The sequence below is a fragment of the Microbacterium sp. B19 genome, assembly GCF_000333395.1.
Lineage (GTDB): Bacteria > Actinomycetota > Actinomycetes > Actinomycetales > Microbacteriaceae > Microbacterium.
This window is the reverse complement of record NZ_BADA01000142.1, coordinates 1-13,870: the sequence shown is the minus strand read 5'-3', so window position 1 is coordinate 13,870 and position 13,870 is coordinate 1. Positions and strand designations below refer to the sequence as shown.

Genomic DNA, 13,870 nt, shown 5'->3' with positions numbered 1-13,870 from the left:
GACACCCGCGGGTCGCCCTGCGGAGTCCGACGCTCCACCCGCAGCCCCGCGTCGAGGGTGACGAGCGTCGAGTCCCAGACGCCGGCCGCGCCCCGCATGTGGTCGTAGGCGTTCAGGATCCCCTGTTCGCGCTCCCGCGCGTAGCCGAGCCCGCGCCCTGCATCCCCCGCCGTGAGGAAGAGGCTGCGGACGCACTCTCCCGCTGCGAGGGCGTCCGAGATCGTCGGGTTGGCGAAGATGATGTCGTCGTCCGGGTGCGCCCACACCGTCAGGACGGTGTCGCCGGCGCAGGTCTCGGCAGCGGGCGATGGGGGTGTCGGGGACGCGGTCGGAGTCGGACTGGCGACGGGCGACGGCGTGCGGCGCGGCGACACGGGATCCGTCGGCGAGGGACTGGGCGCGGCGATCGGCGCGGCGGCACCGATCGGCCAGATGCCGACGGCGCCCGCCACCACGATCGATCCGCCGATCGCGAGCAGGGATGCCAGCACGCCGACGAGCGCGCCCACCCCGAGGCGGGCGGGCAGCGGCGTCCGCCGATCAGTACGTGTCATCGGCGGTCCCCCCGGGCGTCGCGGTCATGGGCGTCCGCGCGCCGTCGACCGGGAGCGAGTGTAGCGGGCGCGGGTGACGCGCCCGGCGGGGTTCGCCCGGAGCGAGCCCCTGTTCGGGCCCCCGTGGAGATCACGGGAGCCCGTCCCCCGTTCGGAGGACAAGCGTGACATTCATGGAAATCCGGGGTGACCACGCCGGACCCTCAGGAAACAATTCGTTCATACAGGGGTGATTCACGGGGTGAGTTCAGGCTGTTATCGTTCACCACGAGAACCACGATCCGGATCACCGGGGAAAGGGGCCAAAGCACTGTGACGTCTGACCTCAAGGTCGGCGCGACACCGACGTCGCAGGGCGCCGTCGCCGACATCGATGATGCCGCGACCGCAACACCGATCCGCGCATCCTTCCTCGACCGCGAACCGCAGGGTTCGGCGGCGACGCGTGACCGGTGGCGCCAGCGCTACCGCCGCAACCTCATCATCACCGACCTGGCCTCCCTCATCTGGGTGGTGTACGGAACGCAACTGGCGTGGTTCGGTACCGGCAACGCCGCCATCGCGGCCAGCCACGACAGCCGAATCTCCGACCTGTCGTATTGGCTCTTCTCCGCGGTGCTGATCATCGCGTGGATGTGGGCGCTCTCCTTCATCGACTCGCGCAGCGACCGCGTGCTCGGCACGGGCTCGCAGGAGTACATCCGCATCGTCGACTCCAGCTTCCGCCTCTTCGGGACGATCGCGATCATCGCCTTCCTCACCCAGATCGACGTCGCACGCGGATACCTCTTGATCAGCCTGCCCGTCGGCATCGTGGTTCTGGTCTTCACGCGCTGGCTCTGGCGTAAATGGCTCGTCGTCCAGCGCTCGCGGGGCAAGTACTCCGCCAATGTGCTGCTCGTCGGGTCCCTCCCCTCCGTGACGCAGGTCGCCCGCGAGTTCGCGCGCAACCCGAACGCCGGGTACCGCGTCGTCGGGGCCTGCGTGCCCAGCGGCAAGGTCGCCGACACGATTCCGGGGACGGACATCCCCGTCATGGGACACGTGGGCGACGTGTCCCGTGCTCTGCAGGTCACCGGTGCGGACACGGTCGCCGTGACGAGTGCGGACGAGCTGCCCGCCGACAAGGTCAAGCAGATCTCCTGGAGCCTCGAGGCCGGCCGTCAGCACCTCGTGCTCGCACCCAGCATCATCGACATCGCCGGCCCGCGGCTGCACACTCGCCCGGTCGCCGGTCTCCCCCTCATCCACGTCGAGACCCCCCGCTTCTCCCGCGGCCAGGTCTTCCTGAAGCGCACGGTCGACGTGGTCGCGAGCGTCATCGGCGTGATCATCCTGAGCCCGCTCCTGGCTTTCCTCGCGATGGCCGTGCGCCTTTCCAGCGAGGGGCCGGTCTTCTTCCGACAGAAGCGCGTCGGCTTCCGCGGGCGCGAGTTCACGATGATCAAGTTCCGTTCGATGGTCGTCAACGCGGAGGACCTCCTCGAGCAGCTCGCCAAGCAGGAGCGGGATGCCGGCAACGAGGTGCTCTTCAAGATGAAGAACGACCCGCGGGTCACGCCGATCGGCCGGATCATGCGGAAGTTCAGCCTCGACGAGCTCCCCCAGCTGTTCAACGTGATCGGCGGGTCGATGTCGCTCGTCGGTCCGCGGCCGCCGCTGCCCTCCGAGGTCGCTCTCTACGCTGACCACGTGCACCGTCGATTCCTCGCGAAGCCCGGAATCACCGGCCTGTGGCAGGTGAGCGGGCGCTCGTCCCTCTCCTGGGAGGAGTCGGTGCGCCTCGACCTGTCGTACGTCGAGAACTGGACCCTCGTCGGCGACTTCGTGATCCTCGGCAAGACCGCCCGTGCCGCGTTGGCACCGGGCGAGACAGCCGCGTGAACTCCCCGCGCTCCCGCGCGGGTCGGCGGCGTGGCACTTGTGCGCCGTCTCGGTACAGAGCTGGAGGAGACCCGTGCGTCTTTCTGTGATTGGTTGCGGATACCTGGGAGCCGTTCACGCGGCGGCGATGGCCTCGATCGGGCACGAAGTGGTCGGAATCGATGTCGACGAGCGGAAGGTGGCCGCGCTCTCGAAGGGTGAGGCGCCGTTCTTCGAGCCTGGACTTCAGGAGATCCTCACCGAGGGCATCCAGTCGGGCCGTCTGTCCTTCACCACGGACATGTCCGCCGCGCAGGGCGCGAAGGTGCACTTCATCGGTGTCGGGACGCCGCAGCAGCCCGGTGGCTACGCCGCCGACCTGACCTACGTGCACGCAGCCGTGGACGGCCTGCTCCCCTTCCTCTCGGAGGGGGACATCGTGGCCGGCAAGTCGACCGTGCCGGTCGGAACGGCCGAGTCGCTGGCGCCGCGTGTGTCCGAGCGGGGCGCGACCCTCGTCTGGAACCCGGAATTCCTCCGCGAGGGATGGGCCGTCCAGGACACGGTCGACCCCGACCGTCTCGTCGCGGGAGTGCCGAGCGCCGACGGTGGCCCGACCGAGGAAGGAGCCCGCACCGCCGACGTGCTGCGCGAGGTCTACCACCCCTCCGTCGCCAAGGGCACTCCGTTCATCGTCACCGACTACGCCACGGCGGAGCTCGTGAAGGTCTCGGCGAACGCGTTCCTGGCCACCAAGATCAGCTTCATCAACGCAATGGCCGAGATCGCGGAGGTGACCGGAGCCGACGTGACCACCCTCGCCGACGCGATCGGTCACGACGCGCGCATCGGGCGGCGCTTCCTCGGAGCCGGAATCGGATTCGGCGGCGGCTGCCTGCCGAAGGACATCCGCGCGTTCTCGGCCCGCGCTGAAGAGCTCGGCCGCGGCGAGTCCGTGGCGTTCCTGCGCGAGATCGACGCGATCAACCTGCGCCGCCGTGATCGCGCCGTCGATCTCACCGTGCAGGCCCTGGGCGGCTCGGTGTTCGAGAAGAAGGTCACGGTCCTCGGCGCGGCCTTCAAGCCGCACAGCGACGACATCCGCGACTCCCCTGCTCTGGACGTGGCGGTCCGCCTGCACGGGCTCGGCGCCGACGTCACCCTGACCGACCCGGCCGCGATCGAGAATGCCCGTCGCATCCACCCGCAGCTGACCTACGTCGAGGACCGCGACGAGGCCCTGCGCGACGCGGACGCCGTGATCGTCGTGACCGAGTGGGACGAATACCGTCGTGAGCTCGACCCGGCGCTCGCCGCCGAGCTCACGGCCGGCCGCATCGTCGTCGACGGCCGGAACTGCCTGGATGCCGCCGCCTGGCGCTCCGCCGGCTGGACGTACTACGGCATGGGTCGCCCCTGACCCCGCGCATGATGCACGAACGCCCCGGCACCGCCGGGGCGTTCGTCGTTGCGGCGAGCGCCGAAGAAACTTCCGGCCACGGCGTGACGAAACGCCTGCCGAGTACGTCTCACCAGTAAGCGAACACCGCTGCACCGGGATCGCAGGGATCGCCGGGGCAGAACGTACTGGAAGGACACTCCGATGGCTATCGAAGAGAAGCCCGCGGCGCCCGTCGCCGCGTCGCAGACGTCGCGCGTGGACCGCGCGTTCACCGGCTCCGCCTCCGCCCCCGCGGACACCGCCGGCAAGACCACCATCGCGGACTCCGTCGTGGCCAAGGTCGCCGGCATCGCCGCGCGCGAGGTCGCCGGCGTGCACGCCCTCGGCGGCGGCGGCGCCCGCGCCTTCGGCGCGATCCGTGACGCGATCAACGCCACCGACCTGACGCAGGGCGTCAAGGTCGAGGTGGGCGAGACGCAGGCCGCGGCCGACCTCACGATCGTGGTCGAGTACCCGGCACCGATCCAGGAGGTGGCCGACCAGGTGCGCGCCCGCGTCGCCGGTGCCATCAGCCGTCTCGTCGGCCTCGAGGTCGTCGAGGTCAACGTCGACGTCAACGACATCCACATCCCGGGTGACGATGACGACGACTCGACCCCCTCGCGCGTGTCATGAACCCGACCGTCACCGGCGCCCTCGTCGGCCTCGTCCTGGCCGCGGCCGCGCTGATCTTCGGATTCTGGGGCTTCCTCCTGGTCGCCCTGTTCATGGCGATCGGTGCGGTCGTCGGTCGGATCGTCTCCGGCCAGATCGACATCCGCAGCATCGCCAACGCATTCTCGGGTCGGAGCACATCGTGACCACCGCGCTTCCCGGGGTGGCCTCCGCCGCCCCGGGGGGCGAGGTCACCACGCGCACCGCCGGTCGGGTCGACGTCGCCGATCGCGTCTTCCGCAAGGCGGCCGAGCAGGCCGCCGCCGAGACGATCGGCGTGGACCGCGCCGACGTGTCCGTCGACATCGCCGCGTCCCGGGACACCGTCGTGGTCCGCGTGCAGGCACCGTTTCCGATCCCGCGTCTGGACGACACCGAGGCCGTGCGGTCCGCGACGCCCGTGCTGGAGGCGGCACACGGCATCCAGCGAGACCTCCACGACCGCCTCACCCGCCTGTTCGGGCGCGAGGTGTCGCGCGTGGATCTGACCATCGCCGGGGCGACGACCCCGAAGAGAAGGAGGGTGAGATGACCGATTCCGTCCTGCGCACCGTCGTGCGCCGCGAGACGCATTCGCCCCGCACCGGTGCGATGCTCGTCGTCGTCGTGCTGCTCGTCCTCGCGGCCGTGTACGCCGCCGTCGAGATCGCCCTGTCGCTCGCGGGCCGGCCGCCGCTCCTCGTGGCGCCCGGGGCCGCCTTCGACGCCGTCGCCGGGATGCCGACCGCGCTCGTTCCCGCCGGGCAGATCGCCGTCGGTGCCGTGATCGCTCTCATCGGCCTCATCGTGCTCGTCATCGCGGTGGCCCCGGGCCGCCTCTCGCGGCACGAGATGGCGTGGGGGGAACGCGCCGTCGTCGTGGACAACGGCGTCGTCGCCTCCGCGCTCGCCCAGCACCTGAGCCTCGCCTCCGGAATCGCTCGCGAGAACGTCGTCGTCGGTGTCGCCCACCGCACCGTCGACGTGACGGTGCGTCCGCCCCTCGGCATCCCCGTGGATGCCGATCGCCTCCGCCAGATCGTGGAGGACGAGGTGGCCACGTACCGCCTGAGCCCGCCCGTACGCACGCACGTGCGCGTGGACCGGCCGGCCGATACCGAGAAGGAGAACTCCCGATGAGGAACACCAACCGCGCCCTCAACCGCATCGTGCTGTTCGTCGTGGCCGCCGTCCTGCTCGCGTTCGGCGCTCTCCTCATCGCGGTCGCCGCGGTACCGGGCTGGGCCGACGCGTGGACGCGGAGCGCCGACGGCATCCGCGGCTGGGCCGGCAGTGTCGGCGAGCCCGCCTTCGGGATCGGCGTGATGGCCGCCCTCGCGGTGATCGCACTCGTGCTCGTGCTCGTCGCCGTGGGCGCCGTGCGCGGGAAGCACCGTGTCCCGCTCCAGTCCACCGGCGCCGAGAGCGACACCGGTCGCATCACCATCACGGACGGCTTCGCCGCGGCCGCGCTGAAGAACTCGCTCGACGAGCGCGACGAGATCCTGGTCTCGCGCATCGCGTCCAACGAGGTCCGGAAGGAGACGGTGCTGCACGTCAGCGTCACGCCCCGACAGAACACGTCTCCCCGCCGGATCGCGGAAGACGTGGACACGCTCGTGACGAACCTCGCGACCCTGACCGGTCAGCAGTTCCGCACCTTCGTCTCGGTGCACTCGGGCCTGCGAGCCAAGCTCGCCCACGACCAGAAGCGTCTGCAGTAGGAGGGATGCCATGCGCAACCGCATCATCGCCATAGGCGCTGTCGTCGTCGTGGCCTACATCCTCGGCACGCGCGCCGGTCGCGTCCACGTCAAGAGCCGCGAGTCGGTCGGGCACCAACTGGTCCGACTCTGGGACGACCCGCGTTCGCGCCGACGGCGACGCCGGTCCGCCGCGAAGGCGGAGAAGAGAGCGAAGAGAGCGCTCCGGAAGCTGCGCCACTAGAGCCGGGCGCGGTCAGCGCGTCGAACGGGGGAGGGTGCTGGAGACGCCTCCCCCGTTCGCGTTCGCACGGTTCCCTGTGGATGGAGCGGGTCCCCTCCCGCATGCGCATGTAAAAATGCCCTCGACAGAAAGGGCGCCATGATCCCCCGCCACCGTCCCACCCCCCGCTCCACAGGCACCTCCCCTCACGCCCACGACGACGGAACCGCCGACGGCTTCCCGCCGGGGTGTCCGCGATGCCTGCACACACTGCAGCAGGGGCGCCGGGCATCCGCGGACGTGTGGGTGTGCCCCGGATGCGACCTCGTTCGCATCGCGTGACCCGACGGCTACGCTGACCCCGTGGTCGTCACCCTCCTCATCGCCCTCGTGGCGATCGTCTGCGCGATCCTCGTGGGCTTCGTCGCCCGCCAGATCCTCGGGACCGCCGTCGGGTGGCCGCGCAGCATCCTGATCGGCCTCCTGGTCTTCTTCCTCGGGGTTCCGGTCGCGGGATGGGTGCTTCGCCAGACCGGAATGCCGGACGGGGCGACGCTCGCGGCGGACGACGTCTGGCTCTGGATCGGACTCATCGCCCTGTCGGTGAGCTGGGTCTTCGCACTCGGGGTGGCCGCGCTGGTCGCGAGCGAGGCGATCTTCCCGACGCGGCCCCTGCCGAACCCGATCGATGTGATCCGCGCGGCGCTCCGCCAACGCAAGCGCACCCGCCGCTATCTGGAGATCTTGGCCATCGCTTCGCGACACGGCGTGGGCTGGCTGTTCCACGGCGGCCATTCGCGTGTGGAACAGCAGCTGAGCACCTCGGAGGAGCGAGCCCGCGCCATCGTGGCCACGATCAACGACGCCGGAGTCAGCTTCGTCAAGCTCGGCCAGGTGCTCTCGACACGCCGCGACCTCATCCCGGAGCCCTACCTCAGCGCTCTCGCCTCCCTCCAGACGAACGCGACGACCCTCCGGTGGGAGATCGTCCGCGAGGTCATCGAGACCGACCTCGGCCGCCCCGTCGATGAGGTCTTCGCCGAGATCGACCGTGAGCCCCTCGCCGCCGCCTCGGTGGCGCAGGTGCATCGCGCAGTCCTGCATGACGGCACTCGCGTCGTGGTGAAGGTGCAACGCCCCGCCGCGCGGGCGCAGGTGGAGGCGGACGCCGACATCATCGGGCGCTTGGCCCATCGCGCCCAGGCACGCACCCGGGTGGGCCGCGATCTTCACATCGAGTCGGTTGCCCGAGGGTTCACGACCACACTTCTGGAGGAGCTCGACTACCGCATCGAGGCCCGCAACACGGAGATGATCCGGGCGACGATCGAGCGCATCGACGACGCCGAACCCGCCCGACGGGGGCTCGTCACCGTGCCGGCCGCCTTCCCCGAGGCCTCCAGCACCCGCGTTCTCACCATGGAGCTCGTCGACGGTGCGGCGCTGAGCGACTCCGCTGACCATCTGGCCTCGCTGAGCCCGGAGCAACGCGATCATCTCGCCGAGGTCCTGATGACGACGGTCATCGAACAGATCCTCGTCTACGGCGTCTTCCACGCCGACCTGCATCCCGGCAATGTGCTGCTCACCGCCGGTGGGACCCTCGGGCTGATCGACTTCGGTGCGGTCGGCATCATCGAGCGCAGCCGTCGCCAGCACATGACAGCGTTCCTCCTCGCAGCCCTGAGCGAGAACGACGTCGCAGCGACCGACGCCCTCCTGCTCATCGTCGACGCCCCCGACGACGTGGATCTGGATGCCTTCCGCCACGACGTCGGCGTCGTGCTCACCGCCGAGCACGTGCACAGCGCGGGGCAGGGGTCGATCTTCACGCGAATCGTGGACGTCATCCGGCAGCATCGCATCGCACTGCCGGGCGAACTGGCCTCCGCCTTGCGCAGCTTCGCGACGCTGGAAGGATGCCTCCGCGTGATCGTCGAGGACTACGACATGGTCGGTCGCGCCCTGCCGTTGATGCCGGCGCTCCTCCGGCGCACGATCTCGCTGAGCCGCCTCGCGACCGATCTCCAAGCGACGGGCGTGATCTCCCTCGCGCGCCTGCAGCGGATGCCGCAACGGCTCGAGGCTCTGCTCACGGGCATCGAGCGCGGTTCGATCGGGATCACGCTGCGCTCCGACGACGGCACGGACACCAGCGGCATCCTGAGCAGGATCACCTCGGAGCTGGCTACGACGCTCGTCTCCATCGCCGCCGTCGTCATCGCCGTCGTGCTCGTGGTGTCGGGCGGCGGCCCCGTGCTCGGGGGCTCGGTGACGCTGTTCGCCATCCTCGGCGCCGTGATCGGACTGTTCGGCTTCCTCGGCCTTCTCCGCGTCGTGCGGCGAACCTTCGCCCGGCGGAGATGACATACCGTATTTCGTCGCGGCGCGGCAGTCTCTTCAGTAACCTCATCGGACCGCTACAGTTTCACCCAGTCACCCGTTGTGCACCACCGGACTCCAAAGGAGAAGTCCCATGGTTATTGTCGTCGTCGCCGTCGTGATCGGCATCGCCACCTGGATCGTCGCCGCGCTAGCCGCCGGAATCGGACTCGGTCGCATGATCGCCCGAGCCGACACCGAGGAAGCGCGGACGCTCGACACTCGCGCTCGCCGACGTCGTGATCGACACGACCGGAGATCTGGACGGCACCCGCCGGCAGGTCGACGAGCTGTGGGGGCGGATCGCCGGGCGCTGATGTCCCGGCCCCGCTCGCGCTCGCGCATGGCGAACGCGCGGCGACCCCGATGTCGGAGGCCCCGCCTACGCTGGAATCATGCAGGCCACGCGTTCCGTCCGCCCCTTCGAGGTCGTCAGCGAATACTCCCCGTCCGGCGATCAGCCGCAGGCGATCGCCGATCTTGCCGCGCGCATCAACGCCGGTGAGACCGACGTCGTGCTGCTCGGCGCCACCGGTACCGGCAAGTCCGCGACGACGGCGTGGCTCGTCGAGGCCGTGCAGCGGCCCACCCTGGTGCTCGCGCACAACAAGACCCTCGCGGCGCAGCTGGCGAACGAGTTCCGCGAGCTGATGCCGAACAACGCGGTCGAGTACTTCGTCTCGTACTACGACTACTACCAGCCCGAGGCGTACGTCCCGCAGACGGACACCTTCATCGAGAAGGACTCCTTGATCACCGCGGAGGTCGAGCGCCTGCGGCACTCCACGACCAACTCGTTGCTGTCGCGTCCGACGTCGTCGGGGGGTTGACGGGGTCGTGCATCTACGGCTCGGCGCGCCCGAGGAGTACCTGCGCGCCATGGTCCCGCTGCAGGTTGGGGAGCGGTACGACCGCGACGCCCTCATCCGCAAGTTCATCGCGATGCAGTACAACCGCAACGACGTCGACTTCTCGCGCGGCAACTTCCGCGTCCGCGGCGACACGATCGAGATCATCCCGGTGTACGAGGAGTACGCGATCCGCATCGAGATGTTCGGCGACGAGATCGAGGCGCTGTACATGCTGCATCCACTGACGGGCGATGTCGTCCAGAAGATGGACTCCGTGCCGATCTTCCCCGCCTCGCACTACGTCGCCGGGACCGACACGGTGCAGCGCGCGATCGGCACGATCGAGCACGAGCTGGGCGAGCGGCTGAAGGAACTCGAGTCGCAGAACAAGCTGCTCGAGGCCCAGCGGCTCCGGATGCGCACGACGTTCGACCTCGAGATGCTGCAGCAGCTCGGATTCTGCTCGGGCATCGAGAACTACTCGCGCCACCTCGACGGGCGCAACGCCGGCGACCCGCCCCACACCCTGCTCGACTTCTTCCCCGACGACTTCCTCCTCGTGATCGACGAGTCGCACGTGACCGTGCCGCAGATCGGTGCGATGTACGAGGGCGACGCCTCGCGCAAGCGCACGCTCGTCGAGCACGGCTTCCGCCTCCCGAGCGCGATGGACAACCGCCCACTGCGCTGGGACGAGTTCAAGAACCGCATCGGGCAGACGGTGTACCTGTCGGCGACCCCCGGGCGCTATGAGATGGGCATCGCTGACGGCGTGGTCGAGCAGATCATCCGCCCGACCGGCCTCGTCGACCCCGAGATCGTGGTGAAGCCCTCGAAGGGACAGATCGACGACCTGCTCGAGCAGATCCGTCTGCGCGTCGAGCGCGACGAGCGCGTGCTGGTCACCACCCTGACCAAGAAGATGGCAGAGGAACTCACCGACTTCCTCGGCGAGCACGGGGTGCGCGTGCGGTACCTGCATTCCGACGTCGACACGCTCCGCCGCGTCGAGCTGCTCACCGAGCTGCGCGCGGGGGTGTACGACGTCCTCGTCGGCATCAACCTCCTCCGCGAAGGTCTCGACCTTCCCGAGGTGTCGCTCGTGGCGATCCTGGATGCGGACAAGGAGGGGTTCCTGCGTAGCGGAACGTCTCTCATCCAGACGATCGGTCGTGCCGCCCGCAACGTGTCGGGCGAGGTGCACATGTACGCCGACAAGATGACCGACTCGATGCACAACGCCATCGAGGAGACCGAGCGACGCCGGGAGAAGCAGATCGCCTACAACAAGGCGAACGGCATCGATCCGCAGCCGCTGCGCAAGAAGATCGCGGACATCACCGAGGTACTCGCGCGCGAGGCCTCCGATACCCGGAGCCTGCTGTCCCGCAACGACAAGGCCGGCAAGGGCAAGTCGCCCACCCCCGCAGCTGCGGCGTACCGGGATCGCGGCCGAAGGCGCCGATCAGCTGGAGTCCACGATCGCCGATCTCACGCAGCAGATGCTCGCGGCCGCGAGTGAGCTGAAGTTCGAGCTCGCGGGACGCCTGCGCGATGAGGTTCAGGACCTCAAGAAGGAACTGCGGGCGATGGAGCGCGCCGGCCACGCCTGAGCGGGGGAGTCCGATGGAGCAGAGAGTCTCGCTGATCACGCTCGGCGTGGCGGACCTGGAGCGCTCGCTGCGGTTCTACGAGCGTCTCGGTTGGCGCCGGCACGCCCATTCGGTCGACGGTGAGGTCGCGTTCTTCGACGTCGGCGGCATGGTCGTCGCCCTCTGGGGCCGCGGGAAGCTCGCCGCCGATTCGGCTGTGCCGGACAGCGGCGGGTGGGGTGGCGTCACCCTCGCGCACAACGTGCGCACGCCGCGCGAGGTCGACGGCATCCTCGCCGACGCGGTGGCCGCCGGCGCGACGCTGGGGCGCACGGGCGCGCCGACCCCGTGGGGCGGATACTCGGGGGTGTTCGTGAATCCGGACGGTCATCCGTGGGAGGTCGCGGTCAACCCCGGCTGGCCCCTGGATGCCGATGGGCGACCGCAGCTCGCCTGACGGACGGCCGTGACGCCGTTCGGGGGCCTCGGCCGCCTGCAGGCCTCGGGTGTTCCAGCGTCGTGCCCTGTCTCAGGGGCAGTGCAGCAGCGGCTTCGGCCCGGAACGGTCGACGCTGTGCTCCGACATGGGGTGCCCGCACAGCGGGCACGGGCGCACGGTGCGCACCGGCTCGGGCGTCGTCTCGTAGGGACCCACCGACGCCGGCCCGGCGAGGCGAATGAGTCGCGTATTGATGTACTGGTACCACCCGCCGGCGGCCCGGACGCGCGTGCGCAGCGGGGGTCGGTCGGCATCCTTTTGTGCCATGATTATTAGTGTACTAACTAATTGGAGAGGCGGGCGCGTGGACGATCCGTTGCGGTTGGAGAATCAGGTCTGCTTCGCCCTGGTCACGGCGGCGCGCAACATCGTGTCGATCTACCGACCCGTGCTGGAGCCGCTCGGTCTGACTCACCCGCAGTACCTCGTGATGCTCGCGCTGTGGGAACACGCGCCGCGATCGCTCGGCGGGCTCGCCGCCGAGCTGGCCATGGAGCCGGCGACGCTGTCGCCGCTGGTCAAACGTCTCGAGGCGCAGGGCCGCGTGCAGCGCACGCGGCGCGCGGACGACGAGCGGGTCCTCGATATCGACCTCACCGCCGAGGGGCGCGCGCTGCGCGAACGCGCCCTCGAGGTGCCCGCGCAGATCATGGCGCGCGTCGGTGTCGACGAGACCGCGCTCGTCGCTCTGCGCGACGGACTGGCCCCGTTCGCGGGGGGCTTCGACCCCGCCGAGTGAGGCCGCGACCGCGCGGCGCGGGGCCGCGCACTGTCGCACATCCGTGCGCCGGAGGCGAACCCGGGGCCGATGTCGGAGGGGCAACCTAGACTTGACGGGTGCCCATCGTTCCTGTCTCGTCTCCCGGAAACACCAGCGGAAAGCTCAGTGTTCGCGGTGCCCGCGTCCACAATCTGAAGAACGTCGACCTCGACATTCCGCGCGATTCGCTCGTGGTGTTCACCGGCCTCTCGGGGTCGGGAAAGTCGAGTCTCGCGTTCGACACGATCTTCGCCGAAGGGCAGCGTCGGTACGTCGAATCGCTGAGCGCGTATGCCCGCCAGTTCCTCGGCCAGGTCGACCGACCCGACGTCGATTTCATCGAGGGCCTGAGCCCCGCGGTCTCGATCGACCAGAAGTCGACGAATCGCAACCCCCGGTCGACGGTCGGCACGATCACCGAGATCCACGACTACATGCGTTTGCTGTGGGCACGCATCGGCGTGCCCCACTGCCCCGACTGCGGAGCCCGGATCCAGCGTCAGACGGTCCAGCAGATCGCCGATCAGCTCATGGAGCTCCCCGAGCGCACGCGGTACCAGATCGTGGCACCGGTCGTGACGCAGAAGAAGGGCGAGTTCGTCGACCTCTTCAAGGAACTCAGCGCCAAGGGCTACGCGCGCGCCGTCGTCGACGGCGAGCTCGTGCAGCTCGCCGAGCCGCCGACACTGAAGAAGAGCTACAAGCACGACATCGCGGTCGTGGTCGACCGACTCGTGGCATCCGGAGACATCCTGAGCCGCGTCACCGACTCCGTCGAGACCGCGCTCGGCCTCGCCGGCGGCATCATGCAGGTGAACTTCGTCGATGAGGAGGGGGATGCCGCCTGGCAGTCGTTCTCCGAGAAGCTCGCATGCCCCAACGGCCACCCGCTCCAGCTGACCGAGATCGAGCCCCGCACGTTCTCATTCAACGCTCCCTTCGGCGCGTGCCCGGTGTGCTCCGGCCTCGGCACCCGCATGTCCGTCGACGTCGACCTGATGCTCGGCGACGAGGAGCTGTCGATCCGCGACGGCGCGATCCTGCCGTGGACCACGCAGGGCAAGGGCCTGTTCCAGTACTACGAGCGCCTGCTCGAAGGACTCGCGCGCGACCTCGACTTCTCGCTCGACACCCCGTGGCGCGAGCTGTCGACCGACGTGCAGAACGCCGTCCTGCGCGGCGAGAACTACAAGGTCACCGTCAAGTGGAAGAACCGCTACGGGCGCGAGATGCGCTACTCCTCGGGCTTCGAGGGCGTCGTGCCCTACATCGAGCGGCAGTACCTGCAAGCCGAGTCCGACGCCCAGCGGCAGCGCTGGTCGGAGTACCTGCGCGAGGTTCCGTGTGC

At 69.4% G+C, this 13,870-nt stretch carries 13 protein-coding genes and 2 pseudogenes; 13 read left to right on the top strand and 2 right to left on the bottom strand.

Annotated elements, in window-relative coordinates; genetic code table 11:
* Nucleotides 1-554 (bottom strand): PIG-L family deacetylase (locus I5G_RS05365; protein ID WP_187288802.1); only part of this gene is annotated, 554 nt, incomplete at its 3' end.
* 312 nt (nucleotides 555-866) lie between these two features.
* On the opposite strand from I5G_RS05365, the gene I5G_RS05360 reads away from it, so the two are divergent.
* The 11 genes and pseudogenes from I5G_RS05360 (at nucleotide 867) to I5G_RS05305 (ending at nucleotide 11,720) form a co-directional block, all read left to right on the top strand.
* On the top strand, nucleotides 867-2,438 hold the full coding sequence (locus tag I5G_RS05360; RefSeq protein ID WP_022878142.1) for a sugar transferase: 1,572 nt from the start codon (nucleotides 867-869) through the stop codon (nucleotides 2,436-2,438).
* A gap of 73 nt (nucleotides 2,439-2,511) precedes the next feature.
* Nucleotides 2,512-3,837: a UDP-glucose/GDP-mannose dehydrogenase family protein gene (locus I5G_RS05355; RefSeq protein WP_022878141.1), complete on the top strand. Its 1,326-nt coding sequence runs from the start codon at nucleotides 2,512-2,514 to the stop codon at nucleotides 3,835-3,837.
* A 183-nt stretch (nucleotides 3,838-4,020) separates the two neighbouring features.
* Nucleotides 4,021-4,494, top strand: coding sequence for an Asp23/Gls24 family envelope stress response protein (locus tag I5G_RS05350; protein ID WP_022878140.1), 474 nt, complete (start codon nucleotides 4,021-4,023; stop codon nucleotides 4,492-4,494).
* On the top strand, nucleotides 4,491-4,679 hold the full coding sequence (locus I5G_RS05345; protein WP_022878139.1) for a DUF2273 domain-containing protein: 189 nt from the start codon (nucleotides 4,491-4,493) through the stop codon (nucleotides 4,677-4,679). The genes I5G_RS05350 and I5G_RS05345 overlap by 4 nt, the downstream gene beginning before the upstream one ends.
* Nucleotides 4,676-5,065 carry a hypothetical protein gene (locus tag I5G_RS05340; protein WP_022878138.1) on the top strand — a complete coding sequence of 130 codons (390 nt, stop codon included), beginning with the start codon at nucleotides 4,676-4,678 and terminating at the stop codon, nucleotides 5,063-5,065. The genes I5G_RS05345 and I5G_RS05340 overlap by 4 nt, the downstream gene beginning before the upstream one ends.
* Nucleotides 5,062-5,652 (top strand): DUF6286 domain-containing protein, encoded by a 591-nt coding sequence (locus I5G_RS05335; RefSeq protein ID WP_022878137.1) that lies wholly within the window; start codon nucleotides 5,062-5,064, stop codon nucleotides 5,650-5,652. The genes I5G_RS05340 and I5G_RS05335 overlap by 4 nt, the downstream gene beginning before the upstream one ends.
* Complete coding sequence (locus I5G_RS05330; RefSeq protein WP_022878136.1) at nucleotides 5,649-6,236, top strand: hypothetical protein; 588 nt, start codon at nucleotides 5,649-5,651, stop codon at nucleotides 6,234-6,236. Before I5G_RS05335 ends, I5G_RS05330 begins: the two co-directional genes overlap by 4 nt.
* 10 nt (nucleotides 6,237-6,246) lie before the next feature.
* Nucleotides 6,247-6,459: a hypothetical protein gene (locus I5G_RS05325; RefSeq protein ID WP_022878135.1), complete on the top strand. Its 213-nt coding sequence runs from the start codon at nucleotides 6,247-6,249 to the stop codon at nucleotides 6,457-6,459.
* A 342-nt stretch (nucleotides 6,460-6,801) separates the two neighbouring features.
* Nucleotides 6,802-8,805, top strand: a complete 2,004-nt coding sequence (locus I5G_RS05320) for an AarF/ABC1/UbiB kinase family protein (protein WP_022878134.1) — start codon at nucleotides 6,802-6,804, stop codon at nucleotides 8,803-8,805.
* 410 nt (nucleotides 8,806-9,215) lie between these two features.
* Nucleotides 9,216-11,284, top strand: a pseudogene (gene uvrB, locus I5G_RS20785) (excinuclease ABC subunit UvrB).
* A 13-nt stretch (nucleotides 11,285-11,297) separates the two neighbouring features.
* Complete coding sequence (locus I5G_RS05305; protein ID WP_022878132.1) at nucleotides 11,298-11,720, top strand: VOC family protein; 423 nt, start codon at nucleotides 11,298-11,300, stop codon at nucleotides 11,718-11,720.
* A 72-nt stretch (nucleotides 11,721-11,792) separates the two neighbouring features.
* Here the strand turns inward: I5G_RS05305 and I5G_RS24465 are convergent, their stop codons facing one another.
* Nucleotides 11,793-12,029: a hypothetical protein gene (locus I5G_RS24465; protein ID WP_082822910.1), complete on the bottom strand. Its 237-nt coding sequence runs from the start codon at nucleotides 12,027-12,029 to the stop codon at nucleotides 11,793-11,795.
* A gap of 37 nt (nucleotides 12,030-12,066) precedes the next feature.
* Between I5G_RS24465 and I5G_RS05300 the strand changes: the two genes are divergently transcribed.
* A complete protein-coding gene (locus I5G_RS05300) occupies nucleotides 12,067-12,501 on the top strand; it encodes a MarR family winged helix-turn-helix transcriptional regulator (RefSeq protein ID WP_022878131.1) in 435 nt (144 codons plus the stop codon).
* A 98-nt stretch (nucleotides 12,502-12,599) separates the two neighbouring features.
* Nucleotides 12,600-13,870 (top strand): annotated as a pseudogene (locus tag I5G_RS05295) (excinuclease ABC subunit A); the annotation flags it as partial.

Coding starts and splice junctions, on each gene's coding strand:
- I5G_RS05305 (WP_022878132.1), top strand. CDS start 11,298: ATGGAGCAGAGAGTCTCGCTGATCACGCTCGGCGTGGCGGACCTGGAG.
- I5G_RS05350 (WP_022878140.1), top strand. CDS start 4,021: ATGGCTATCGAAGAGAAGCCCGCGGCGCCCGTCGCCGCGTCGCAGACG.
- I5G_RS05325 (WP_022878135.1), top strand. CDS start 6,247: ATGCGCAACCGCATCATCGCCATAGGCGCTGTCGTCGTCGTGGCCTAC.
- I5G_RS05345 (WP_022878139.1), top strand. CDS start 4,491: ATGAACCCGACCGTCACCGGCGCCCTCGTCGGCCTCGTCCTGGCCGCG.
- I5G_RS24465 (WP_082822910.1), bottom strand. CDS start 12,029: ATGGCACAAAAGGATGCCGACCGACCCCCGCTGCGCACGCGCGTCCGG.
- I5G_RS05330 (WP_022878136.1), top strand. CDS start 5,649: ATGAGGAACACCAACCGCGCCCTCAACCGCATCGTGCTGTTCGTCGTG.
- I5G_RS05335 (WP_022878137.1), top strand. CDS start 5,062: ATGACCGATTCCGTCCTGCGCACCGTCGTGCGCCGCGAGACGCATTCG.